Annotated in this window: 20 protein-coding genes; 8 read left to right on the forward strand and 12 right to left on the reverse strand. The window is 69.3% G+C overall.

The genetic code is table 11. From position 1 onward, the window contains the following. Positions 1-31 precede the first annotated feature (31 nt). Complete coding sequence (locus ACF1AJ_RS04905) at positions 32-2,611, reverse strand: Rne/Rng family ribonuclease (protein WP_391506350.1); 2,580 nt, start codon at positions 2,609-2,611, stop codon at positions 32-34. Between the two features lie 306 nt (positions 2,612-2,917). On the opposite strand from ACF1AJ_RS04905, the gene ACF1AJ_RS04910 reads away from it, so the two are divergent. Next, complete coding sequence (locus ACF1AJ_RS04910) at positions 2,918-3,535, forward strand: vitamin K epoxide reductase family protein (RefSeq protein WP_391506351.1); 618 nt, start codon at positions 2,918-2,920, stop codon at positions 3,533-3,535. 339 nt (positions 3,536-3,874) lie between these two features. On the opposite strand, the gene ndk is transcribed toward ACF1AJ_RS04910, so the two are convergent. The 5 genes from ndk to ACF1AJ_RS04935 all read right to left on the reverse strand — a co-directional run bounded on the left by ndk (position 3,875) and on the right by ACF1AJ_RS04935 (position 10,412). Further along, on the reverse strand, positions 3,875-4,297 hold the full coding sequence (gene ndk / locus ACF1AJ_RS04915) for a nucleoside-diphosphate kinase (protein WP_309859138.1): 423 nt from the start codon (positions 4,295-4,297) through the stop codon (positions 3,875-3,877). Continuing rightward, entirely contained in the window at positions 4,294-4,737 is a 444-nt protein-coding gene (locus ACF1AJ_RS04920; RefSeq protein ID WP_391506352.1) for a DUF4233 domain-containing protein, read from the reverse strand. Before ACF1AJ_RS04920 ends, ndk begins: the two co-directional genes overlap by 4 nt. Then, positions 4,734-6,101: a bifunctional folylpolyglutamate synthase/dihydrofolate synthase gene (locus ACF1AJ_RS04925; protein ID WP_391506353.1), complete on the reverse strand. Its 1,368-nt coding sequence runs from the start codon at positions 6,099-6,101 to the stop codon at positions 4,734-4,736. The genes ACF1AJ_RS04920 and ACF1AJ_RS04925 overlap by 4 nt, the downstream gene beginning before the upstream one ends. Beyond that, a complete protein-coding gene (ileS, locus tag ACF1AJ_RS04930; RefSeq protein ID WP_391506354.1) occupies positions 6,098-9,445 on the reverse strand; it encodes an isoleucine--tRNA ligase in 3,348 nt (1,115 codons plus the stop codon). Before ileS ends, ACF1AJ_RS04925 begins: the two co-directional genes overlap by 4 nt. A 349-nt stretch (positions 9,446-9,794) precedes the next feature. Continuing rightward, entirely contained in the window at positions 9,795-10,412 is a 618-nt protein-coding gene (locus ACF1AJ_RS04935) for a TetR/AcrR family transcriptional regulator (RefSeq protein ID WP_391506355.1), read from the reverse strand. A 66-nt stretch (positions 10,413-10,478) separates the two neighbouring features. On the opposite strand from ACF1AJ_RS04935, the gene ACF1AJ_RS04940 reads away from it, so the two are divergent. The 5 genes from ACF1AJ_RS04940 to ACF1AJ_RS04960 all read left to right on the forward strand — a co-directional run bounded on the left by ACF1AJ_RS04940 (position 10,479) and on the right by ACF1AJ_RS04960 (position 15,767). Beyond that, positions 10,479-11,801, forward strand: coding sequence for an MFS transporter (locus ACF1AJ_RS04940; RefSeq protein WP_391506356.1), 1,323 nt, complete (start codon positions 10,479-10,481; stop codon positions 11,799-11,801). Between the two features lie 94 nt (positions 11,802-11,895). Continuing rightward, positions 11,896-14,514, forward strand: a complete 2,619-nt coding sequence (gene valS, locus ACF1AJ_RS04945) for a valine--tRNA ligase (protein WP_391506357.1) — start codon at positions 11,896-11,898, stop codon at positions 14,512-14,514. Continuing rightward, positions 14,511-14,957: a GNAT family N-acetyltransferase gene (locus ACF1AJ_RS04950; RefSeq protein ID WP_309859125.1), complete on the forward strand. Its 447-nt coding sequence runs from the start codon at positions 14,511-14,513 to the stop codon at positions 14,955-14,957. The genes valS and ACF1AJ_RS04950 overlap by 4 nt, the downstream gene beginning before the upstream one ends. A 70-nt stretch (positions 14,958-15,027) precedes the next feature. After that, the gene (locus ACF1AJ_RS04955; RefSeq protein ID WP_391506358.1) at positions 15,028-15,501 is read left to right on the forward strand and encodes a GNAT family N-acetyltransferase; all 474 of its coding nucleotides are present in this window, start codon (positions 15,028-15,030) and stop codon (positions 15,499-15,501) included. Next, positions 15,501-15,767, forward strand: coding sequence for a hypothetical protein (locus ACF1AJ_RS04960; protein WP_018190801.1), 267 nt, complete (start codon positions 15,501-15,503; stop codon positions 15,765-15,767). Before ACF1AJ_RS04955 ends, ACF1AJ_RS04960 begins: the two co-directional genes overlap by 1 nt. Positions 15,768-15,804: 37 nt before the next feature. Here ACF1AJ_RS04960 and ACF1AJ_RS04965 read toward each other — a convergent pair whose 3' ends face one another. The 3 genes from ACF1AJ_RS04965 to ACF1AJ_RS04975 are packed head-to-tail and all read right to left on the reverse strand — an operon-like array spanning position 15,805 to position 17,929. Continuing rightward, positions 15,805-15,990 carry a hypothetical protein gene (locus tag ACF1AJ_RS04965; protein WP_391506359.1) on the reverse strand — a complete coding sequence of 62 codons (186 nt, stop codon included), beginning with the start codon at positions 15,988-15,990 and terminating at the stop codon, positions 15,805-15,807. Continuing rightward, a complete protein-coding gene (locus tag ACF1AJ_RS04970; protein WP_391506360.1) occupies positions 15,987-17,267 on the reverse strand; it encodes an MFS transporter in 1,281 nt (426 codons plus the stop codon). Before ACF1AJ_RS04970 ends, ACF1AJ_RS04965 begins: the two co-directional genes overlap by 4 nt. Then, positions 17,267-17,929, reverse strand: coding sequence for an ArsR/SmtB family transcription factor (locus ACF1AJ_RS04975; protein ID WP_391506361.1), 663 nt, complete (start codon positions 17,927-17,929; stop codon positions 17,267-17,269). The genes ACF1AJ_RS04970 and ACF1AJ_RS04975 overlap by 1 nt, the downstream gene beginning before the upstream one ends. A 105-nt stretch (positions 17,930-18,034) precedes the next feature. Here ACF1AJ_RS04975 and ACF1AJ_RS04980 point away from each other — a divergent pair, with 105 nt between their 5' ends. Together ACF1AJ_RS04980 and ACF1AJ_RS04985 are read left to right on the forward strand one after the other, a co-directional pair. Further along, on the forward strand, positions 18,035-20,074 hold the full coding sequence (locus ACF1AJ_RS04980) for a M3 family metallopeptidase (protein WP_391506362.1): 2,040 nt from the start codon (positions 18,035-18,037) through the stop codon (positions 20,072-20,074). A 125-nt stretch (positions 20,075-20,199) separates the two neighbouring features. After that, positions 20,200-21,501, forward strand: coding sequence for an ion channel protein (locus ACF1AJ_RS04985; RefSeq protein WP_391506363.1), 1,302 nt, complete (start codon positions 20,200-20,202; stop codon positions 21,499-21,501). On the opposite strand, the gene clpX is transcribed toward ACF1AJ_RS04985, so the two are convergent. From clpX to ACF1AJ_RS05000, 3 genes are all read right to left on the reverse strand, one after another. Beyond that, positions 21,458-22,732 (reverse strand): ATP-dependent Clp protease ATP-binding subunit ClpX, encoded by a 1,275-nt coding sequence (gene clpX / locus ACF1AJ_RS04990; protein WP_089911448.1) that lies wholly within the window; start codon positions 22,730-22,732, stop codon positions 21,458-21,460. The genes ACF1AJ_RS04985 and clpX overlap by 44 nt on opposite strands. A 177-nt stretch (positions 22,733-22,909) precedes the next feature. After that, complete coding sequence (locus ACF1AJ_RS04995; RefSeq protein WP_018190794.1) at positions 22,910-23,578, reverse strand: ATP-dependent Clp protease proteolytic subunit; 669 nt, start codon at positions 23,576-23,578, stop codon at positions 22,910-22,912. A 28-nt stretch (positions 23,579-23,606) separates the two neighbouring features. Beyond that, the gene (locus ACF1AJ_RS05000; protein ID WP_309859106.1) at positions 23,607-24,200 is read right to left on the reverse strand and encodes an ATP-dependent Clp protease proteolytic subunit; all 594 of its coding nucleotides are present in this window, start codon (positions 24,198-24,200) and stop codon (positions 23,607-23,609) included. Between the last annotated feature and the right edge of the window lie 21 nt (positions 24,201-24,221).

The raw sequence follows: 24,221 nt of genomic DNA on the forward strand, positions 1-24,221 counted from the left end.
CGTCCCGGTCGCTCCAGTCCGGTGGTGGAGGCTACTCGCCCTTCGGCGCCAGCTCGCCGCCGGCGATGACCGCCGTGCTCGCACGCCGGCTCCGGTTGCGACCCTGACCCGGCTCCTTCGGCGCAGGCAGCGCATCGAGCACGGAGTCGAGCAGGAGCTCGGCCTCTTCGGGCGACGGGCGCGGCGCGGGCGGGCGCACCTCCGCCGGCTCCGGGAGGTCGAGGAGCGGGAGGATCGGCTCGGCCGCCGGCTCGGACGCCGCGGCCTCCGGCCCGGCCTCCGCCGGAACCTCGGCCGACTGCTCCGACGTGGGCTCGCTGGCCGCGTCCTCGGGCGGCGTGACCTCGGCCTGCTGCCGATCGGCACCGCCCTTGCCCTTACGGCGGCGCTTCTTCGTGGCGGTGACCTCGGTCAGCGTCACCTCGGTGACGCTGATCTCCTCGACCTCGGCCGACGCGGCGCTCTCGTGCGCCTTCGCCTCCTCGTCGTGGTGGATGGTCGACGCGGCGATCTTGGCCAGCGCGTTCTTGGCGTCGTCGGTGATGGCGTGCGTGCCGTTGTGGCCACCGCCGCCGTTGCCGCCGTTTCCGTTGCCGTTGCCGTTCGATCCGCCGTTGCCGCTGCCGCCGGTGCTGCCGCCGCGACCGCGGCGACGCTCGTTCTGCGGCTGCTGCGGCTGGCGGTGCTTCACGACCGGGTCGTGGTGCACGATGACACCGCGGCCGGCGCAGACCTCGCACGCCTCGCTGAAGGTCTCCAGCAGGCCCAGGCCGAGCTTCTTGCGGGTCATCTGCACGAGACCGAGCGAGGTGACCTCGGCGACCTGGTGCTTCGTCCGGTCGCGGCTCAGGCACTCCACCAGGCGGCGGAGCACCAGGTCGCGGTTCGACTCCAGGACCATGTCGATGAAGTCGACGACGATGATGCCGCCGATGTCGCGAAGCCGCAGTTGACGGACGATCTCCTCGGCCGCCTCCAGGTTGTTCTTGGTGACCGTCTCCTCGAGGTTGCCGCCCGAGCCGACGAACTTGCCGGTGTTCACGTCCACGACGGTCATGGCCTCGGTGCGGTCGATGACGAGCGAACCGCCCGACGGGAGCCACACCTTGCGCTCCAGCGCCTTCTCGATCTGCTCCGTGATGCGGAACTCGTCGAACGCGTCGCGCTCCCCCGTGTACGGCTCGACACGGTCGAGCAGGTCGGGGGCGACCTGGCGGAGGTAGTTCTCGATCGTCTGGCGCGCGTCGTCTCCGGCGATGACGAGCTTCTGGAAGTCCTCGTTGAAGACGTCGCGGATGATCTTGATCAGGAGGTCGGGCTCGCTGTGAAGAAGCGCGGGCGCCTGCTGCGTCTCGACGCGCGTGCTGATGTCCTCCCACTGCGAGGTCAGGCGCGTGACGTCGAGGGTGAGCTGCTCCTCGGTCGCTCCCTCGGCGGCGGTGCGCACGATCACGCCCGCGTTCTCGGGCAGCACCTCCTTCAGGATCTTCTTGAGGCGCGAGCGCTCGGTGTCCGGGAGCTTGCGGCTGATGCCGTTCATGGAACCGCCCGGCACGTACACGAGGTAGCGGCCGGGAAGCGAGATCTGGCTGGTGAGACGCGCGCCCTTGTGACCGACCGGGTCCTTGGTGACCTGGACGAGCACACGGTCGCCGGGCTTCAGGGCCAACTCGATGCGGCGCGGCTGGTTGCCGGTCTCGACCGCATCCCAGTCCACCTCACCCGAGTACAGGACGGCGTTGCGGCCACGGCCGATGTCGACGAACGCGGCCTCCATGCTGGGGAGCACGTTCTGCACGCGGCCGAGGTAGACGTTGCCGATGAGCGACGCCTCCTGCGAACGGGCGACGTAGTGCTCGACGAGCACCTTGTCCTCGAGAACGCCGATCTGGATGCGGCCGCCCTTCGAGCGGACGATCATCTGACGGTCGACGGACTCGCGGCGGGCCAGGAACTCGGCCTCGGTGATGACCGGGCGGCGCCGGCCGGCGTCACGACCGTCGCGGCGGCGCTGCTTCTTCGCCTCGAGACGCGTGGAGCCCTTGACCTTCTGCGGCTCGGTGATGAGCTCGGGCTCGCGCGGCGTGCGCACCTTGACGACGGTGTTGGCCGGGTCGTTGGCGTTGTCGCGCGACTCGCCCGCGCGGCGGCGGGACCGACGGCGGACACCGCCGACCGGCTCCTCGTCGGCCTCGGGGAGCGGCGGGAGCGGCAGGACGTCCGGCGCCTGGAAGAGCAGGGTCGTCGGGGGCAGGCCGGGCGCGGCGGCGCCGACGACCGGTGCCTCCGTCTCGCCGTGCTTGTCGGGGAGCGCCGGGGGCTCGAGGCCCGCCGGGGGCTGTCCGCCCTCCGCGGCAGAGGCGGGCGCCGTCTCCTCGACGGTGGCGCCCGGTGCCGCTTCGGGCTCGGCAGGCGTCTGCTCGGCAGGCGCCTGCGTCACAGCGACCTGCTCGGCCTCACCCTGTCCGGAGGAAGGCGGGAACGCATCGGCCTGTGCGGCCTGGAAGGGCTTCCTCACGACGCGTCGTGCGCCGAAGAGCCCCTTGCGCTTCCGTCCTCCCGTCTCCGTCTCGTTGTTGTCCGTGTTGTCGATATTTTCGTTATCCACCATCGCTGGTGCACTCCTCGACCGGTGGCGGTTGCCCGCTCACCGGGTCTCTCCGTCGGGAGGCGGCGCGAGCGGCGCCTCCCTCAATCCTGTTCGGATACCGCCGGGCTCGTGGCGCGGCCTGCATCCGGCTCATGTTCTCCACCGGCCACGGCCGGCATTTTTCACGGACGCTCAGGGCGCCCTCAAGCCTTCTGTCGGTGCTCCCGGCCTCGGCCGGGACGACTGCTGCAACGATTATCGCACGGGCGCGGGTCCACCCGAGTCTCCTCCCAGGACGACACGCAGGCGTCATGCCATAATCCGAGGGTGCCAGACAGCCCCGCCGAGGTTTCCTACCGCCGCCCGACCGCTCTCGCCGTCTTCCTGATCATCGCCGGACTCATCGGAGTATGGGCGGCGTTCATGCTCACCGTGGACAAGTTCCACCTCCTGGAAGATCCGAACGCGCAGCTCTCCTGCAACTTCTCGGTGCTGGTCGGTTGCGCCAAGAATCTGAACTCCTGGCAGGGATCGCTGCTCGGCTTCCCGAACCCGCTCCTCGGGCTCGGCGGCTGGACGGCCACGATCGCCGTCGGCGCCGGCCTCCTGGCGAACCGTGGGCGTTTCGCCCGCTGGTACTGGATCGCGTTCAACGTGGGCGTGCTGCTCGCGCTGGTGCTCGTCATCTTCCTGATCACGCAGTCCATCACCGTGCTCAACGTGCTGTGCCCCTGGTGCATGGTGACCTGGCTCGTGACCATCCCGACCTTCTGGGCGGTGACCCTCTACAACCTCAAGGAGGGCAACATCCCCGTCCCGGAGCGCGCGCGTCGCGTGTTCCGCACGCTGTACGGCTGGGTGCCGCTGATCACCATCGTCTGCTACGCGATCGTCGCGATCCTGGCTCAGATCCAGCTCGACTGGATCCACCGCGCCTTCGTCTGATCTGATCGCCTGATCGGTCCGCTTGGCCGGACCGCCGGACCGCCGGACCGCCTACTCTCCGTCCGGACGCTCTCCGACCGGCGGCGGCGCGTCACCTCCTCGTCTGCTTCGTGGGAAGCAGCGCGAGAAACGGAGGCATTCCGGGCACTCCTTCTCGGAAAATCCCTCCGTTCGCTGCGCTTCCCCAGCGCGCCTGACCGATGCGCCTCCCTTTCCGCGCGCAAGAGAAGGCGGCGGGAAACGGAGGTCTTCCGGCGCGACACACCGGTGGATGCGCGAAAGGGAGGCGTCCGCGGCTCAGCCGGCCGGGGATGCCTCCCTTTCGTGCAGCGTGTCGGCTCAGCCGAACCAGAGGCCGAGTTCGCGCTGCGCCGACTCGGGCGAGTCGGAGCCGTGCACGAGGTTCTGCTGCACCTTGAGGCCCCAGTCGCGGGCGAGGTCGCCGCGGATGGTGCCCGGGAGCGCGGTCGTCGGGTCGGTGGCGCCGGCGAGGGAGCGGAAGCCCTCGATCACGCGGTTGCCCGCGAGGCGGATGGCCACGATCGGGCCCGACTCCATGAACTCGACCAGCGGCTCGTAGAACGGCTTGCCCTCGTGCTCGGCGTAGTGCTGCGCGAGCAGTTCGCGGTCGGCCTGCAGCATCCGCAGGTCGACGAGCGAATAGCCCTTCGCCTCGATCCGGCGCAGGATCTCACCGGTCAGCCCGCGGGCCACTCCATCCGGCTTGATGAGGACGAGGGTCTCTTCGACGGCACTGGTCATGGGTTCTCCGTTCCATTGTCGGCCGCGGAAGCCGCGGCCCGGTTGTTTCGGTCGATGCGTGCGGCGGCGATCATGCAGTACGCCCACATGGCGGTGAAGATCGCGCCGACGATGAAGAAGGCGGGGACGAGGAGGCCGGCCGCGACGATGACGACCTGGACGATCCAGCCGAGCACGATGCCGACGGTGTTCCGCAGCAGCCCGATCGCGACGATCATCAGGACGATCAGGGCGGCTCCTCCGCCGAGGGCGACGGCGGCGGGCAGCGAGCCCAGGCCGAACAGCACCAGCGCGCCGAGGAAGACCACGAGCAGCTCGAAGCCGAGGACGATCGACCCGAGGAGCTCGCGGAGCGATCGCTGACGGCGCGGGCGCCCGGCTCGCCCGCCTCGCGGGGGCTGCTGCTCGGGCGCGTCGCCCGCGGATCCGGCGTCGGTCACGTCGCCGCCTTCTTCCACTCCTGCTCCTCGGCGTACGCCATGGCCTGGCCGACCAGCACGATGCTGCCGGCCACGACCACCGCGCGGCGGCCCTCCTCGCCCGCCCAGTCGCGGGCGGACTCGAGCGCGTCGATGGGGTCCGAGTAGACGATGGTCGCCTCGTCGCCCACCTCCTCGCGCACCAGGTCGCCGAGGTCCTCCGCCTCCCGCGCCCGCTCCGAGTCGGGACGCGTGACGAAGAACTGCGTGGCGACCGGCGCGAGCGCTCGGATGACGCCGCGCGCATCCTTGTCGCCCAGGATGCCGACGACGAAGGTGATCTCGTCGAAGTCGAAGTACGTGCGCAGGGCTTCGGCGAGCACCTCAGCGCCCGCGGGATTGTGCGCGGCGTCGACGAGGATGCTCGGCTCGATACCGATCAGTTGCAGGCGGCCGGGGGACGTGGCCGTGGCAAACCCCTCCTCGACGAGCGCGGGATTGAGCGGCTGGGTACCGCGCCCCAGGAACGTCTCGACCGCTGCCACGGCGACGGCCGCGTTCTGCGCCTGGTGGTCTCCGTAGAGCGGGAGGAAGACGTCCTCATAGGTGGCTGCACGCCCGCGGACGGTCACCAGCTGTCCGCCGACGGCGACGCGGGTCGATGCGACATCGAAGTCGCCCGGCTGCTCGGCGAAGGTCGACTCGGTGAGCAGCGCGGCATCCCGCAGCACCCGGTCGGCCTCGGGAGTCTGCGCGGAGGACACGAGGTCGGCCGACGGCTTCACGATCCCCGACTTGGTGCGCGCGATCTCCTCGACGGTGTCGCCGAGCGCCTTCGTGTGGTCGAGGGCGATCGGGGTGAATACGGCCACCTGGCCGTCTCCGACGTTCGTAGAGTCCCACTCGCCGCCCATGCCGACCTCGATCACCGCGACGTCGACGGGTGCGTCGGCGAACGCGGCGAAGGCCAGGGCCGTCAGCGCCTCGAAGAACGTCAGCGGCGCCTTGCCCGACTCGGTCAGCTCCGCATCCACGATCTCCAGGTACGGGCTGATGTCCTCCCAGTTCCGCACGAGCGCCTCGTCCTCGATCGGCTCGCCGTCGATGACGATGCGCTCGTTGAAGCGCACGAGGTGCGGACTCGTGAGCAGTCCGGTGCGCAGCCCGTAGGCCCGCAGCAAGCTCTCGGCGATGCGGCTGGTGGACGTCTTCCCGTTGGTGCCGGTGACGTGGATGATCGGGTACGCGCGCTGCGGGTCGCCCAGCAGCTCCACCGCACGGCGGGTGGCGTCGAGCCGCCGCTCGGGCGCTCCCTCGCCGACCCGGGCGAGCAGCGCCTGGTAGACGGCCTCGGCGCGGTCGCGGTAGTCGTCCTCGTCGGTCACGACTCCTCCTCGTTCAGCTTGGTGACGCCGACGGTGAACGCCCCGGCGTTAGCGAACTGCCCGGCGCCGAACTGCTGCTCGTACGCGGGCTCCTCCCGTGTCGATGCTCCCGCGGCCGACACCTGCACCGCCAGGGCCAGCGTCTCGGTCGCGATGTCGACGTCGCCGGCGAGGTCGAGCGCGCGCGCGTCGTCCTCGTGCTCGAACGTCAGGGCGAGCCGGATCCGGTCGCTGACGTCGAGTCCGGCCGCCTTCCGGGTGTCCTGCACAGCGCGGATGATGTCGCGTGCGAGTCCCTCCGCCTCGAGCTCCGGGGTGGTCGCGGTGTCGAGCAGGACGAACCCGCCGCCGGCGAGCAGCGCCAGCGCCGAGCTCCCGTCGCCGTCGGCCGCGGTCTCGAGCACGAGGTCGTACTCCCCCTCGACCAGCTCGACGCCGCCGACGGTGACCACACCGTCGGTCTCCGTCCAGTCACCGGCCCGGGCGGCCTGGATGACCTGCTGCACCTGCTTGCCGAGTCGCGGACCGGCCGCGCGGGCGTTCACGGTCAGCTTGCTCGTGATGCCGTAGTGCGCAGCGCTGTCGTCCTGCAGCTCGACCAGCTCGACCGCCTTCACGTTGAGCTCGTCGCGCAGGATGCCCTCGAACGGGGCCAGCGCGGCGGCGTCGTGCGCTACGACGGTGAGCGAGGCCAGCGGCAGCCGGACGCGCTTGCCGGCCTGCTTGCGCAGCGACAGCGCGGTGGAGCTGATGGCGCGGATGCGGTCCATCGCATCCACCAGGGCGTCGTCCGCCGGGAACTCGGCGGCCGCCGGCCAGTCGGTGAGGTGGACGCTGCGGCCGCCGGTGAGGTCCTTCCAGATGCGCTCGCTGATGAGCGGCAGGAGGGGCGCGGCGACGCGGGTCACGGTCTCGAGCACGGTGTAGAGAGTGTCGAACGCCTCGGTACCGCTGCCATCCTCGCCGACGCCCTCCCAGAACCGGTCGCGCGACCGGCGCACGTACCAGTTGGTGAGCACGTCGGCGAAGTCACGCAGCTTCGCGGCGGCGAGGGTCGAGTCCAGGGCCTCCAGGTCGGCGGTCACGGCCTCCACCAGGTCGCGCGTCTTGGCGAGGAGGTAGCGGTCGAGCACATCGGTGGACGCGGTCGAGCGCTTCGCCTCGTACCCGCTCGCGTTGGCGTACAGAGAGAAGAAGTACCAGGTGTTCCACAGCGGCAGCAGCACCTGACGGACGCCCTCGCGGATGCCCTCCTCGGTGACCACCAGGTTGCCGCCGCGCAGCACGGGGCTCGACATCAGGAACCAGCGCATCGCGTCGGAGCCGTCGCGGTCGAAGACCTCGTTGACGTCCGGGTAGTTGCGGAGCGACTTCGACATCTTCTGCCCGTCACTGCCGAGCACGATGCCGTGGCTGATGACGTTCTTGAAGGCCGGGCGGTCGAACAGCGCCGTCGCGAGGGTGTGCAGCAGGTAGAACCAGCCGCGCGTCTGCCCGATGTACTCGACGATGAAGTCGGCCGGGTTGTGGCTGTCGAACCAGTCGCGGTTCTCGAACGGGTAGTGCACCTGGGCGAACGGCATCGATCCGGAGTCGAACCACACATCGAGCACATCCGGGATGCGGCGCATGGTGGATCGGCCGGTCGGGTCGTCCGGGTTCGGGCGCGTGAGCTCGTCGATGAACGGGCGGTGCAGATCCGGCTCTCCCGCGGCGTTCAGCGGCAGGCGGCCGAAGTCGCGCTCCAGCTCCTCGAGCGACCCGTAGACGTCGACCCGCGGGTAGGCGGGGTCGTCGCTCTTCCACACCGGGATGGGCGACCCGAAGTAGCGGTTGCGCGACACCGACCAGTCGCGGGCACCGGCGAGCCACTTGCCGAACTGGCCGTCCTTGACGTTTTCGGGAACCCAGGTGATCTCCTGGTTGAGCTCGCCCATCCGGTCGCGGAAGTCGGTGACGCGCACGAACCAGCTCGACACCGCCTTGTAGATGAGGGGATTGCGGCAGCGCCAGCAGTGCGGGTACGAGTGCTCGTAGCTCGCCTGGCGCAGCAGCCGGCCCTGCTCCTTGAGCAGACGGGTCAGCGGCTTGTTCGCGTCGAACACCTGCAGGCCGGCGACATCGGGCACGTCGGAGAGGAAGCGTCCGCCGTCGTCCACCGAGATGATGACCGGGATGCCGGCCTTCTCCGTGACCCGGTGGTCGTCCTCGCCGTAGGCAGGCGCCTGGTGCACGATGCCGGTGCCGTCCTCGACCGTCACGTAGGCGTCGACGAGGATGCGCCACGCGTTCTGCGTGCCCCACTTCTCGGTGTCGGCGTAGTAGTCCCAGAGCCGGTCGTACTCCACATCTTCGAGCTCGGAACCGCGCAGTGTGCCGGTGATCGCGGCCACCGCGTCGGCGGGCGACTCGTAGCCGAGATCCTTTGCGTAGTTGCCGACGAGATCCTTCGCCAGCAGGTAGCGGCCGCTCAGCACCTCCTGGTCCGGGTCGCCGTACGAGTCGGCGGCGCCGTTCGGTCCGGAGGGCAGCACGGCGTACTCGATGTCGGGACCGACCGCGAGCGCGAAGTTGGTGGGCAGCGTCCACGGCGTCGTCGTCCAGGCGAGCGCCCGCACGCCGGTGAGCCCGAGCACCTCGGCCTTCTCGCCGACCAGCGGGAATGTGACCGTCACGGTCTGGTCCTGACGCATCTTGTAGACGTCGTCGTCCATCCGCAGCTCGTGGTTGGACAGTGGGGTCTGGTCGCGCCAGCAGTACGGCAGCACGCGGTAGCCCTCGTAGGCGAGACCCATCTCGTGCAGCTGCTTGAACGCCCAGATCACCGACTCCATGTACGTGGTGTCGAGCGTCTTGTAGTCGTTGTCGAAGTCGACCCAGCGCGCCTGACGGGTGACGTACTCGCGCCATTCGCGGGTGTACCGGAGCACCGAATCCTTCGCCGCCTGGTTGAACGCGGCGAGGCCCATCTCCTCGATCTGGCTCTTGTCGGTGATGCCCAGCTGCCGCTCGGCCTCGAGCTCGGCGGGCAGGCCGTGCGTGTCCCAGCCGAAGCGGCGCTCCACCTTCTTGCCGCGCATCGTCTGGAAGCGCGGGAAGACATCCTTCGCGTACCCGGTCAGCAGGTGGCCGTAGTGCGGGAGGCCGTTGGCGAACGGCGGGCCGTCGTAGAAGACCCACTCCTCGGCGTCGGCGCGGTTCTCGATGGAGGCGCGGAAGGTCCCGTCCTTGTCCCAGAACTTCAGGACGTCGGTCTCGATCTCCGGGAAGACGGGGCTCGGCGTGACTTCGGGGCGCTGCTCGCCGTCGTCAGGCGAGTCCGGCGCGGACTTGGGGTACGGCATCTCACTCCTGGCAGGTTCTCGTGCTGGACGAGGACGCCGGACGCTCGCGCGCCCGTCGCGGTACCACCCCGCTTGCCCCACCCGCCGCCGGTGGCGGAAAGGGCCTCTCATTCTTCGGCTATGACGGGCCGGCCCCGTTCGGTTCTACTGAGCGCCGCTCGCGCGGCCGCCGTTCTTCCGAAAGCTCCCCGGCGATACCCGGATCTATGCCTGTGCCCTCCATCTTATCCGCTCCACGCCCCTCCGCGTCCGGCTTTCCGTGAAGTGCAGCCTGTGGCGGTCGACACGCCGCCCGAGACCGCAACTACGTGCACTTCGCGACGAAGTGCGTCGCGAGGGGCCGAGCACCTCAGAGCGCGGAGGCGTAGCCGCGGCAGACCGGAGCGACGGCCGTCCGGACGAGCGGGGTGAGGGCCCCGCGGCGGACGCCGGCGCGCGCCCACGCTGTTGCCGCCGAGACGGCGGCTCCCACGACCGCAGTGGCTGCCGCGCGCGGGAGCAGCGCGTCGCCGCCGAGCGTCGCCCGGCCCGCGATGAACGCCTGGAGGCTGCGCACGAGCGCGAGGAACCGTGGGAGGGCGGAGGCCTGCAGCTCCGCATCGGTGCCCATCAGGTCCACCTGGGTCACGGCGAGCGGCAGGCGGCCCGGGCCGAAGGTGTCGGCGAGGCGCGTGACCGCGTCGAGCACCGCCTCCATCGGCGCCAGCTCGGCCGGCACGGACGCGAGCGTCGTGTCGAATGCGGCGAGCGCCTCGTCGACCTCCAGCCACAGCAGGTCGCTCTTTGACCCGAAGTAGTTGAAGAAGGTGGCCCGGCTGACGCCGGCGCGCCGCGCGATGTCGTCGACCGTGGTTCCCGTGTAGGTCTGCTCGAGGAAGAGTTCGGCGGCCGCCTCGGCCAGCATTTCGCGGGATGAGGAGCGGGGCCGACCGGAGCTGGACGAACGCGGGGAATGCTGCAGAGCCATCTCGCGTTCCCTTCTCGTGCCATTATTGGACCCGGTCCACATATTAATCCGTTCTGAAGGACACCCGTGACAACCACCACCAGCCCCGTCCGCAGCGAGACCGATCGCCCGGGCATCACCCCCGGCACCGCACGCCGCGTCACCATCGCCTCGTTCGTCGGCACGGCGCTCGAGTCGTACGACTTCTACCTCTATGCGTACTTCGCGGCCTTCTTCGTCGGCCCCCTCTTCTTCGCGCCCCTCGGTGCCTTCGGTGGAGCACTGGCCGCGTTCCTCGCCATCGCCGCCGGCTTCGTCATCCGCCCGATCGGCGCTGTCGTGTTCGGCAACCTGGGCGACCGGATCGGACGCCGCCCGACCCTGCTCATCACCATCCTCATCATGGGATTGAGCACCGGCCTGGTCGGACTGCTCCCGACATACGCGGCGGCCGGCTGGTTCGGGGCGATCGCGATCGTGCTGCTGCGCCTGCTGCAGGGCTTCTCGGTCGGCGGCGAATGGGGCGGCTCCATCCTGCTGGCCACCGAGTACGCCAACCCGAAGCGTCGCGGCTTCTACGCGGCTCTCCCCCAGTTGGGCTCGCCCGTGGGCTCCATCCTGAGCGCGGTGGTGTTCATCGTCCTCACCCTCAGCATGTCGACCGCGGACATCGCCGCCTGGGGATGGCGCATCCCCTTCCTGACGGCGTTCCCACTGTTGCTCGTGTCGCTCTACCTGCGGTGGTCGATCGACGAGACGCCGGTGTTCCGCAAGCTGCTCGAGACGGGAACGCGCGACCGCTTCCCGGTGATCGACGTCTTCCGCAAGGCGCCTTCGGGCTTCGTCATCGGGATCGGCGCTGCGGTGCTCGGCATCGGCTCCTACTCGCTGATGAACACCTACATGGTCGACTACGGCACCTCGGTGCTGGGCTTCAAGTACCAGGACCTGCTGGTCGCCACGACCATCGGCGGTCTGCTTCAGCTGGTCACCATCCCGCTGTTCGGCCTCTGGGCGACCCGGATCGGCTCGGCGAAGGTCGTCGCCATCGGCGCGGTCGGAACGCTGATCGTCGCCTTCCCGATGTACTTCCTGCTGCAGTCCGCGTCGTTCGCGATCCTCGTCGGCAGCATGATCATCGGCGGCATCCTGCCCACCCTGTCGTGGGCGGGCCTCGGCGGGCTCATGTCGGACCTCTTCCCGAGCGAGGTGCGCTACAGCGGGCTGTCGGTCGCGTACAGCCTCGCGGCGCTGCTCACGTCGTTCGTCCCGGCGCTCACGCTGGTCTTCGGCAAGGCCACCGGCAACGCCTGGTGGCACCCCGGCATCGTGCTCGCCGTCATGTCGCTGATCACCCTCGTCGCGGCCCTTCTCGCGGCTCGGCGGAAGCCCATCATCGACGAGGTCTGACGCGTTCGTACCCGAGGTTCGGTACTCTGGAGGGGATCCCACACTCAGGCACCCCGTGGACACGGTGCCGCACATATCGACTCGGAGGACCTCTATGAGCGAGAACACGCCCGCCCCTCGCGTACCGGACAAGCCCGCACTGGAAGGTCTCGAGTCGAAGTGGGGTGACCGCTGGCAGCAGGACGGCACGTTCGAGTTCGACCGCGATGGCGCTCTCGCCGCCGGCCGCGACGGCGTCTACTCGATCGACACGCCGCCGCCGACGGCCTCTGGGTCGCTGCACATCGGCCACGTCTTCAGCTACACGCACACCGACGTGATCGCACGCTTCCAGCGCATGCGCGGCCGCACGGTCTTCTACCCGATGGGATGGGACGACAACGGCCTGCCCACCGAGCGCCGCGTTCAGAACTACTACGGCGTGCGCTGCGACCCGTCGCTCCCCTACGAGCCGGACTTCACGCCGCCCTTCGAGGGCGGCGACAACAAGAGCACCAAGGCGGCCGACCAGAAGCCGATCTCGCGCCGCAACTTCATCGAGCTGTGCGAGCGGCTGACCGAAGAGGACGAGAAGCAGTTCGAGGCGCTCTGGCGCACCCTCGGCCTCTCGGTGGACTGGTCGCAGACCTACCGCACCATCGGGCGCGACTCGATCCGCACCTCCCAGCTGGCCTTCCTCCGCAACATCGAGCGCGGTGAGGCGTACCAGGCGCAGGCGCCGACCCTGTGGGACATCACCTTCCGCACCGCCGTCGCGCAGGCCGAGCTGGAGGACCGCGAGCAGCCGAGCGCCTACCACCGCGTCGCCTTCCACGGCGCCGACGGCCCGGTCTACATCGAGACCACCCGCCCGGAACTCCTTCCCGCCTGTGTGGCGCTGGTGGCGCATCCCGACGACGAGCGATACAAGCCGCTGTTCGGCACCACCGTCCGCACTCCGCTGTTCGACGTCGAGGTCCCGGTCGTCGCCCACCACCTCGCCCAGCCGGACAAGGGATCGGGCATCGCCATGATCTGCACTTTCGGCGATGTCACCGACGTCACCTGGTGGCGCGAACTCGATCTCCCGAACCGGGCGATCATCGGCTTCGACGGTCGCATCCTCCCCGAGCCGCCCGCGGCGATCACGTCGGAGGCCGGCAAGGAGGCCTACGCCCAGCTGGCCGGCAAGACGGTGTTCTCGGCCAAGCAGGCGGTCGTCGAGCTGCTGCGCGCGTCCGGAGACCTGGAGGGCGATCCCAAGCCCATCCAGCACCCGGTGAAGTTCTTCGAGAAGGGCGACAAGCCGCTCGAGATCGTCTCCACCCGCCAGTGGTACGTGAAGAACGGCGCCCGCGACGAGGAGCTGCGCGCCCGGCTCATCGAACTGGGTCGCGAGATCGACTGGCACCCCGACTTCATGCGCGTCCGCTACGAGAACTGGGTCAACGGCCTCACCGGCGACTGGCTGATCTCGCGCCAGCGGTTCTTCGGTGTGCCGATCCCGGTCTGGTACCCGCTCGATGCGGACGGCAACCCGCTCTTCGACGAGCCGATCCTCCCAACGGAGGAGATGCTGCCGGTCGACCCGTCGTCCGACACCGCGCCCGGCTTCGACGAGGCGCAGCGCGGTCAGGCCGACGGCTTCGTCGGCGAGCACGACGTGATGGACACGTGGATGACCTCCTCGCTCACTCCGCAGCTGGCGGGCGGGTGGATGCGCGATCCGGAGCTGTTCGACGCCGTCTTCCCGTTCGACCTGCGGCCCCAGGGGCAGGACATCATCCGCACCTGGCTGTTCTCGACCCTGCTGCGGGCGAAGCTGGAGGCGGACGTGGCTCCGTGGCGCAACGCCGCCCTCTCCGGCTTCATCGTCGACCCCGACCGCAAGAAGATGTCAAAGTCGAAAGGCAACGTGGTGACGCCCGCCGACATCCTCGAGAAGCACGGCTCCGACGCGGTGCGGTACTGGGCGGCGTCGAGCAAGCTCGGCACCGACGCGGCGTTCGACCCGCAGAACCCGACGCAGATCAAAATCGGCCGCCGGCTGGCGATCAAGCTGCTCAACGCGGCGAAGTTCATCCTCGGCTTCGACGCGCCCGCCTCGCTCGAGCTCGACCGGGTGACGAGCCCGCTCGACCGCAGCATGCTGCAGAACCTCGCCGGGGTCGTGGCGGACGCGACAGCCGCGCTCGAGAACTACGAGCACTCCCGGGCGCTGGAGATCGTGGAGCCGTTCTTCTGGACCTTCTGCGACGACTACCTGGAGCTCGTGAAGGAGCGCGCCTACGGGGAGGCCGGTGAGGAGCAGGCCTCCGCCGTCGTCGCCCTGCGCGTCGCGCTCTCCGCGTTCCTCCGGCTGTTCGCCCCCGTGCTGCCCTTCGCGGCGGAAGAGGCGTGGAGCTGGTCCGAGGAGGGCTCGGTGCACGTGGCGCCGTGGCCCGAGGCCCGGGAGGTCGCGCTCGACTGGAGCGCGGACCGTGAGGTCCTCGCCATCGTCGGTCGCGCCCTGACCGGCATCCGCGGTGCCAAGACGGCCGCCAAGGCGTCCCAGCGCACGCCGGTCGACTCGGCCGTCATCGCCGGCCCGGCCGTCGAGATCGCTGCCGTCGAATCCGCTGCGGGCGACCTCCGCTCTGTCGGCAGAATCGCCGACCTGCGGTTCGCCTCCGCCGACGAGCTGCAGGTGACCGATATCCTGCTCGCCGCAGCCCCGAGCGAGGAGGAACGATGACCGCGACCGTCCGGCGCGTACGAGACAACGAGTTCTTCACCTGGCTCGACCTCTACGCAGGCTACGGCGAGTTCTACGAGCGCCCCATCACCGACGAGAAGGCCCTGCTCGTGTGGAGCTGGATCTCGGACCCGGACAACGAGCTGGAGGCGTACTTCGCCGTCGACGAGGAGGACACGCCGATCGGCCTGGCGCATGTGCGCGAGTTCGTCCGCCCCCTCGACGGCAGCAAGGGCCTGTACCTCGACGACCTGTTCGTGAGCCCCGACGCCCGCGGCGCCGGAGCCGGCTCCGCCCTGCTGGAGGCCCTGCGCGCGAGCGCCAAGGACCGCGGCCTGTCGGTCGTCCGGTGGATCACGGCGAAGGACAACGAGACCGCTCGGCGCCTCTACGACAGGTTCGCTGAGAAGACCAAGTGGGTCACCTACGACCTCGTCCCCTGAACGTGACCGTTATATGGTCGGTACACGCACCGGTCTCGCGACCGGGCGCGAAACGCGAACGGAGGAATCCATGTCGATCGAGGTTCGACCGGTCAAGGACGGCGATTTCTTCGCCTGGCTCGATGTGTACGCCCAGTACGCCGAGTTCTACGACACCCAGCTGACGGACCAGAAGGCCCTGGTCCTGTGGTCGTGGCTCACCGCCGACGACCACGAGGAGGACGGCTACGTCGCCGTCGACGGCGACCGCATCGTCGGGCTCGCCCACGTGCGCGAGTTCGCCCGTCCGCTCGAGGGCGACCGCGGACTGTTCCTCGACGACCTGTTCGTCGTCGAGGAGGAGCGCGGCAAGGGCGTCGGCGGTGCGCTCATTCAGAAGGCCCGGTCCCTCGCCGAGGAGCGCGGGCTCGGTGTCGTGCAGTGGATCACCGCGCAGGACAACTCGGCGGCACAGAAGCTCTACGACCAGATCGCGAGCCGGACGTCCTGGGTGACGTACGAGATCGACCTGGCGTCCGCCCGCGTCGAGGCGGGACGCGCCTGATGCAGCTCGGAACGCGCTGGGCGGTCGGCGAGCAGCCTCCCGCCTCCCTGCCGGAGGTCGTGGCATACGCCGTCCAGACCGTCGAGGAGGAGCTCGTCGCCACCGATGTGGAGACGACCGGCTGGAGCTGGACGCTCACCTGGCTGGAGGGCAAGCCGGTCGTCACGCTCGACGACGGCACCGAGATCCGTTACAACGCCCAGGAGGACTCGGCCACGATCACGCAGACGATCGAGGCCGACGCGTCCGACTACGACGAGGCCTGACCCGGGCGGTCAGCGCACTTGCACTCAGCGAGGCAGTTCAGCGCGGCAGCTGCGGCAGCGTGTGTGCGGCCGCGTCGCGCGTACGCTCGATGAGCGCAACGCGGTCGGCGTGGCGGAGCCCGCGGGGCAGCGGACGGGCGCCCCACGCGGTGAGGGCGGTGCCGACCCGCAGGGCGACGCGGTGGGTGAACGGGCGGTACGGCGCGACCAGGACGGTGGTCATGAGGGTTGTCCTTCCGGGACGGGTTCGTGGGCCGGGGTCTGGGCGGACGCCGACAGGATCAGGCGCGACGCGACGAGCGTCAGGACGACCACCACGCCGCCGCCGATGACGAACGGCAGCCGGAGGTCGATGCGGGCGACGAAGCCGCCCAGGACGGTGGCGATGGGGGTCAGGCCCCAGCCGAGCGTGCGGACGATGCCGAGTGCGCGCCCGAGCATGGCGTTCGGGATGATCGCCTGGCGGAGCGCGCCCCACGGGACGTTCCAGACGGCGACCCCGAAGGCGCCCACCGCGTAGGCGGCGATCGCGATGAATACGTTGGCGGTGATGCCGACGCCGAGGATGCCGACCCCGCTGACGAGGATCGCCCAGAACATCACGCGGCCGCGGCCGAACCGCTCGACGAAACGGCTCGAGACCAGCGCGCCGATGAGCGCCCCCACTCCGACGGCCGCGGTGACCACGCCGACCAGGGCGGCCGGCACGGAGAATGTCTGCAGCAGCAGGAGCACGACGCTCCCCTGAGCGAACGCCAGAGCGGATGCCGTGGTCGAGGTGAGCAGGATCATCCAGCGCAGGAACCGCTGCTGCCACAGGAAGCCGACGACCGCCGAGAGCGTCGGCCGCGGCTCGGCCGTTCCCGCCTCCCCGCGGTGCGCCGCGTGGGCGGCGGCCGCCGGGATGCTCAGGGCCAGCATCCCCGCGACCAGGAAGCCGGCGCCGGTGAGCCAGATCGGCAAGACGATCGCCACGGCGAACAGGAAGCCCGCGACCGGAGTGGCGATGAAGTTCTGGATGGTGATCTCGGCCGACTGCATCCGCCCGTTCGCTCGATCCAGCTGGTCGCGCGAGACGAGTGCGGGGACGACGGTCGACGTCGCGTTGTCGAAGACGGTCTCCCCCAGCCCGAACGCCAGCACGCACGCGTACAGCAGCCAGATCGTGAGGGCGTCGGTGGTGATCAGGATGGCGAGCACGGCAGCGACGGCGAATCGCAGCGAGTTGGCCGCCGCCATGGCGACGCGCCGGTCGACACGGTCGAGCAGCATGCCCGCAGGGATGCCGAACAGCAGCCACGGCAGGAACGCCACGGCACTCACGCCCGCGATCAGGGCCGGGTCGCGCGTCAGCGTCGTGGCGATCAGCGGGACGGCCGTGCGGCCGAGACCGTCGGCCAGGTTGCTGGCGATCGCGGCGGTCCACAACCGGCTGAACCCGGCGCCGAGGGGCGTGCGCGCCGGCGATGCGGCCGTGGCAGCGGATGCGGATGCGGACATCAGCGGTCCTCCTGCTCCACCAGCGGGAACGCGTTGAACTGGATCTGGACCCGCTTGCGGTCGGCGACCTCGCCTCCGGCCTTCTCGACCTCCGTGTTCTCGGCCTTCCACTTCTCGCGGAGGCGCTCCTGCAGCACGTAGTACTCGCGGCCGAACTCGGCCAGCTGCTCGCGCGTGAGTTCCTGATGCGACGTCGACAGGGTGCTCGACTCCATCCATTCGAACCCGAAGGTGTCGAGGCCGCGACGCAGGAACGCAGCGAGGCGGCGTTCGTTGTTCTGCTGCCAGCCGAGTGAGATCAGTTCGCTTGCCTCGCGGCCGGCCGGCGTCGCCAGCGTCTCGGCGGAGCCGATGGTCACACCGCCGGGGGCCATGCGCCACCAGCGCTCCCGGCCGGAACCGCGCTCGGTGTCCTCGAATATGATGTCGTGCTTCGCGAGCTGACGGAGGTGGTAGCTGGTTGCGCCGCTCGACTCCCCCAGACGCTCGGCGAGCATGCTCGCGGTCGCCGGGCCGAAGTCGGACAGCTCGTTCATGAGCTCGACGCGGAGGGGATGCGCCAGCGCACGCAGCGCCGCCATGCCGAGCGCCTCCTCGTAGCGGGAGGCGCCGCCTACGACACCGCCGGGTTCGGTCTGCTCGCGCTGCTCTTCGTTCGCCATGCGTCAAGAATACAAGTGCAAAGACTTCTTTGCAAGCACTTCTTTGCAATTTACTCTTTGCAATCATTTCTTTGTCGGGGAGCGGCCGTTGTCTAGGCTGGAGCAATGGCCGAGACCGCGAATCCCTTCCTCACCCCCACCACCCTCCCCTACCAGCTGCCGCCGTTCGCCGAGATCCGGGATGAGCACTACCGGCCCGCGTTCGAACGCGGTTTCGAGGAGCAGCTGGCCGAGATCGACGCGATCGTCGCCACTGACGAGCCCGCGACCTTCGAGAACACGATGCTTCCGCTCGAGCGATCCGGCCAGACGCTCCTGCGCGTCGCGGAGGTCTTCTTCAACAAGAGCTCCAGCGACAGCACCGACTTCACGAACGCCCTGGAGGAGGAGATGGCACCGCGCCTGGCCGCCCACCAGGACGCGATCCGGCTGAACCCCGCCCTCTACGCGCGCATCGCCTCCCTCCACGAGCAGCTCGACGAGCTCGGCCTCGACCCGGAGTCGCGCTACCTCGTCGAGCGCTACTACACCGAGTTCACCCTCGCGGGCGCCGGCCTCGACGACGCCGACAAGGAGCGCCTGCGCGAGTACAACCAGCGGCTCTCGACCTTGACCACACGCTTCGAGAAGAACCTGCTCGCCGACACCAACAACCTCGCGGTCGTCTTCGACAGCGCCGAGGAGCTCGACGGCCTCGGCGAGGGCGAGCTGTCCGCCGCAGCGCAGGCCGCCGCCGAGCGCGGGCTGGAGGGCAAGTTCGTGGTCACCCTCGTCCTGCCCACCGGCCACCCGTGGCTGGCCGACCTCACCCGGCGCGAGAGCCGGGAGCGGATCATGGCCGCATCCCGCGCCCGCGGCATCCGCGGCGGCGACAACGACAACCGCGACCTGGTGCTGGAGATCACTCGCCTGCGTGCCGAACGCGCACGCCTGCTCGGCTTCGACACGCACGCCGCCTACGTCACCGCCGACCAGACCGCCCGCACGCCCGAGGCCGTCGCCGACATGCTCGGCCGCCTGGCACCGCCGGCCGCGCGCAACGCCCGTGCCGAGCAGGCGGACCTGCAGCGCCAGCTCGGCGACGACGAGACCGTGGAGGCCTGGGACTGGGCCTACCTCACCGGCAAGGTGCGCGCCGAGAAGTTCGACGTCGACTTCGCCGCGATGCGCCCCTACTTCGAGGCGGAGCGCGTGCTGCGCGACGGCGTCTTCTACGCGGCGAACCGGCTCTACGGCATCAGCTTCACCGAGCGTCCCGACCTCGTCGCCTACCACCCCGACGCCCGCGTGTTCGAGGCCCGCAACGAGGACGGCTCCGAGCTCGGCCTGTACATCCTGGACCTCTATACGCGTGACTCGAAGCGCGGCGGCGCGTGGATGAATCCCCTCATCTCGCAGTCCGCCCTGCTCGACACCCCCACAGTCGTCGTGAACAACCTCAACGTGCCGAAGCCGGCCGCCGGGGAGCCGACGCTGCTGACTTACGACGAGACGAACACCCTCTTCCATGAGTTCGGGCACGCGCTGCACGGCCTCTTCGCGCGGGTGACCTATCCGCGGTTCGCCGGCACGAACGTGTTCCGCGACTTCGTCGAGTTCCCGAGCCAGGTCAACGAGATGTGGATGCTGTGGCCCGAGGTGCTCGAGAACTACGCCGTTCACTTCCAGACGGGCGAGCGGATGCCGCAGGAGCTGGTCGACAAGCTCCACGCTGCCGAGGGCTTCAACGAGGGCTTCGCGACCAGCGAGTACCTGGGGGCCGCGCTGCTCGACCAGGCCTGGCACCGGATCACCGCCGACGACACGGTCGACGACGTCACGGCGTTCGAGTCGCGCGCGCTCGCGGACGTCGGGCTCGACAACCCGGCCGTCCCGCCGAGGTACGCCAGCACCTACTTCGCCCACACGTTCTCGGGCGGCTACGACGCCGGGTACTACTCCTACATCTGGAGCGAGGTACTCGACGCCGACACGGTGGAGTGGTTCCGCGAGAACGGCGGCCTCACGCGTGCGAACGGCGACCGGTTCCGGTCGCGGCTGCTGGGCGTCGGCGGGTCGAAGGACCCGCTCGACGCGTACCGCGATTTCCGTGGCCGCGATGCCGAGATCGACCCGTTGCTGAAGCGCCGCGGGCTGGACAACTGAGCCTAGCCCGCCTCACCGGCCACCCTCTACGCTGAGCCCATTCGAGCGCTGAGCCCAGTCGAGTGCTGAGCCCAGTCGAGCGCCGAGCCCATTCGAGCGCTGAGCCCAGTCGAGAGGGGGTGGCCATGACAGCCACGCAGCCGGAACTCGCAGCGCCGTCCGTCCGCCAACTCGTCCTCCTCAGCATCCCGGCCGTCGTCGTCGGCGTGTTCAGCGCTCTCGCCCTGTGGGCGATCGAGTCACTGGCCGGCCTGATCGAAGATGGCGTGTGGACGAACCTCCCGAAAGCCCTCGGGATCGACCCGTCGTCGGGGTGGTGGATCTTCGCCGTCCTCACCGTGACCGGTGCCGCGGTGGGGCTGACGGTCTGGCTGGTTCCCGGGCACGCGGGCCCGGACTCGGCGACGACGGAACTCGTTGCTCCTCCCCTGCGCCCCGCGGTGGTGCCGTCGCTGGCGCTGGCCGCCATCCTGGGCCTCGCCGGCGGTGTCAGCCTGGGGCCGGAGAACCCGATCATCGCGATCAACATCAGCCTGATGGTCGCGCTCGTCGGCCGCCTCTGGAAGGCCGTGCCAGTGCAGCTGGTGCTGATGATGGCCGCATCCGGCACCATCGGGGCCCTGTTCGGCACGCCGGTCGCTGCGGCCCTGGTGTTCACCGGGATGGTCGCGGCGGTGAAGGGCGGCGGCGCGCTCTGGGACAAGCTGTTCCTGCCGCTGGTCTCGGCGGCGGCCGGCTCGCTGACGATGACCTTCTTGGCGCATCCGCATTTCGCCATCCCGATGCCCGCGTACACGACGATCACCGGGTGGGACGTGCTGGCGGCACTCATCATCGCGGTGCTCGCCACCGCGGTGGGGCTCGTCGGGGTGTACCTGTTCCCGCTGATCCACCGCGGCTTCCACGCTCTTCGTCATCCGCTGCTGATGACGCTGATCGGCGGCGCGGTGCTGGGTGGTTTGGGCGCGCTGGGCGGCCCCGTCACGCTCTTCAAGGGGCTGACGCAGATGAACCAGCTGGTCACCTCGCGGGGTGACTACACCGCCGGACAGCTGGCGCTCATCCTCGTGGTCAAGCTGGCTGCGCTGCTGGTGGCCGCCGGAGCCGGGTTCCGGGGCGGTCGCATCTTCCCTGCCGTGTTCATCGGCGCGGCCGTCGGGACGCTCGCGAACGCCCTGGTGCCCGCCGTGCCGCTGCAGATCGCCGTCGCCGCGGGTGTACTCGGGCTGACGCTGGCGATCGCTCGCGACGGCTGGATCGCGATCTTCATCGGCGTCGCGGTCACGCAGAACCTGCTCATCTTGCCGATCCTGTGCCTCGCCGTGCTGCCCGCGTGGCTGCTGGTGACGAAGGCGCCGGAGATGCTGATCAAGCAGCCGGTGCTTACGCCGACTTCTCCTCGCGCCGCGGGCGGTGCGGGACGATAGTCGGCGCCGCGTTCTCGAGCACCGCCTCCTTCGTCACGACAACACGCGCCACTTCGGAGCTGGACGGCACCTCGAACATGATCGGGCCGAGCACCTCCTCCATGATGGCGCGGAGTCCGCGGGCGCCGGTCTTGCGGAGAACCGCGAGATCGGCGATCGCCTCGAGCGCTGCGTGGTCGAACTCCAGCTGAACGCCGTCGAGCTCGAACATGCGCTGGTACTGGCGCACCAGGGCGTTCTTCGGCTCGGTCAGGATCTGCATGAGAGCATCCTGGTCGAGCGGCGTCACCGTCGTCACGACCGGGAGGCGGCCGATGAACTCGGGGATGAGACCGAACTTGTGCAGGTCTTCCGGCAGCACCTCGCTGAAGAGGTTGATGTCGTCGCCCTTGGAGTGCAGCGGGGCGCCGAAACCGATGCCCTTCTTGCCCGCACGCGAGGAGATGATCTCCTCCAGCCCGGCGAAAGCGCCGGCCACGATGAACAGGACGTTCGTCGTGTCGATCTGGATGAACTCCTGGTGCGGGTGCTTGCGGCCGCCCTGAGGCGGGACCGAGGCGACCGTGCCCTCGAGGATCTTCAGCAGCGCCTGCTGCACGCCCTCGCCGGAGACGTCGCGCGTGATCGACGGGTTCTCGGCCTTGCGGGCGATCTTGTCGACCTCGTCGATGTAGATGATGCCCGTCTCGGCCCGCTTGACGTCGTAGTCGGCGGCCTGGATGAGCTTGAGGAGGATGTTCTCGACGTCTTCTCCGACGTAGCCGGCTTCGGTGAGGGCGGTGGCGTCGGCGACGGCGAACGGCACGTTGAGGCGCCGGGCCAGCGTCTGGGCGAGGTACGTCTTGCCGCAGCCGGTGGGGCCGATCAGCAGGATGTTCGACTTCGCGATCTCGACGTCGTCCATCGTGTCGGCGGCCGTGAGGCTCTGCCGAGCGCGGACGCGCTTGTAGTGGTTGTACACCGCGACGGCCAGAGCGCGCTTGGCCTGCTCCTGGCCGATGACGTACTCCTCCAGGAACCCGAAGATCTCCTTGGGCTTCGGAAGGTCGAACTCGCTCGACGCCTCCTCACCCGCCTCGGCGAGCCGCTCCTCGATGATCTCGTTGCAGAGCTCGACGCACTCGTCGCAGATGTACACGCCAGGACCGGCGATGAGCTGCTGAACCTGCTTCTGGCTCTTGCCACAGAAGGAACACTTGAGCAGATCGGCGCTTTCCCCGATGCGTGCCATCCCTCTCCCCTCCTTCTTCGGGTCTGTTCTGACGAGCCTAACCCGTGCGGACGACAATGGTGCGCAGCACGGCCGTTTTCGTTCACGCGGCGGTTCTGCTCACAGCAGATGGCCTCCCGGACACGCGAACGGGGTGGCCGTCCGTGCGGACGACCACCCCGTTGCGGGTGCGGCTGGTTACTTGACCAGCGCCGGAAGCGACTTGCGGCTGGTGAGCACCTGGTCGATCAGGCCGTACTCGAGGGCCTCGGCCGCCGACAGGATCTTGTCGCGGTCGATGTCCTTGTTGACCTGCTCCACCGAGCGGTTGGAGTGCTTCGACAGCGTCTCCTCCAGCCAGGTGCGCATGCGCATGATCTCGTTGGCCTGGATCTCGATGTCGGACGCCTGCCCCTGACCGGCCTCGCCGACGGCGGGCTGGTGGATGAGGATGCGGGCGTTCGGCAGCGCGAGACGCTTGCCGGGGGTTCCGGCGGCCGTCAGCACGGCGGCGGCCGAGGCGGCCTGGCCGAGCACGACGGTCTGGATCTGCGGACGGATGTACTGCATCGTGTCGTAGATCGCCGTCATCGCGGTGAACGAGCCACCGGGCGAGTTGATGTACATGACGATGTCACGGTCAGGGTCCTGGCTCTCGAGCACGAGGAGCTGGGCCATGATGTCGTCGGCGGACGCGTCGTCCACCTGCACACCGAGGAAGATGATGCGGTCCTCGAAGAGCTTCGCGTACGGGTCCTGGCGCTTGTAGCCGTACGCCGTGCGCTCCTCGAAGCTGGGGAGGATGTAGCGGGCACCGGGCGCCTGAACGCCGCTGAAGGCCTGACCGCCGAGCATGGGGGTGTTCATTCTGTTGTCCTTATCCTTTTCCAGCGGCCTACTCGGACTCCGGCTCGGTTCCGCCGCCGCCCGAGACGTCGAGGGCCGACTCCCGGATGTGGTCGACGAAGCCGTACTCCAGCGCCTCCTGGGCGGTGAACCAGCGGTCGCGGTCGCCGTCGGCGTTGATCTGCTCGACCGACTTGCCCGTCGCCTCTGCGGTGATCTGCGCGAGGCGGTTCTTCATGTCGATGATGAGCTGAGCCTGTGTCTGGATGTCGCTCGCCGTTCCGCCGAAGCCGCCGTGCGGCTGGTGCAGCAGAACGCGCGCGTTCGGGGTGATGTAGCGCTTGCCCTTGGTGCCTGCGGTGAGGAGCAGCTGCCCCATCGACGCGGCCATTCCGATACCGACGGTGACGATGTCGTTCGGGACGAACTGCATCGTGTCGTAGATGGCCATGCCCGCGGTGATCGAGCCACCCGGGGAGTTGATGTAGAGGTAGATGTCCCGCTTGGGGTCCTCCGCGGCCAGGAGCAGCAGCTTCGCGGCGATCTCGTTCGCGTTCTCGTCCCGGACCTCCGAACCGAGCCAGATGATCCGGTCCTTGAGAAGTCTGTCGAAAACACTGGGCTGGATACCCATATCGGCCATGTTCGCTCCGTTTCCTTTGTC

It is taken from the genome of Leifsonia sp. NPDC014704 (assembly GCF_043083605.1).
GTDB lineage: Bacteria > Actinomycetota > Actinomycetes > Actinomycetales > Microbacteriaceae > Leifsonia.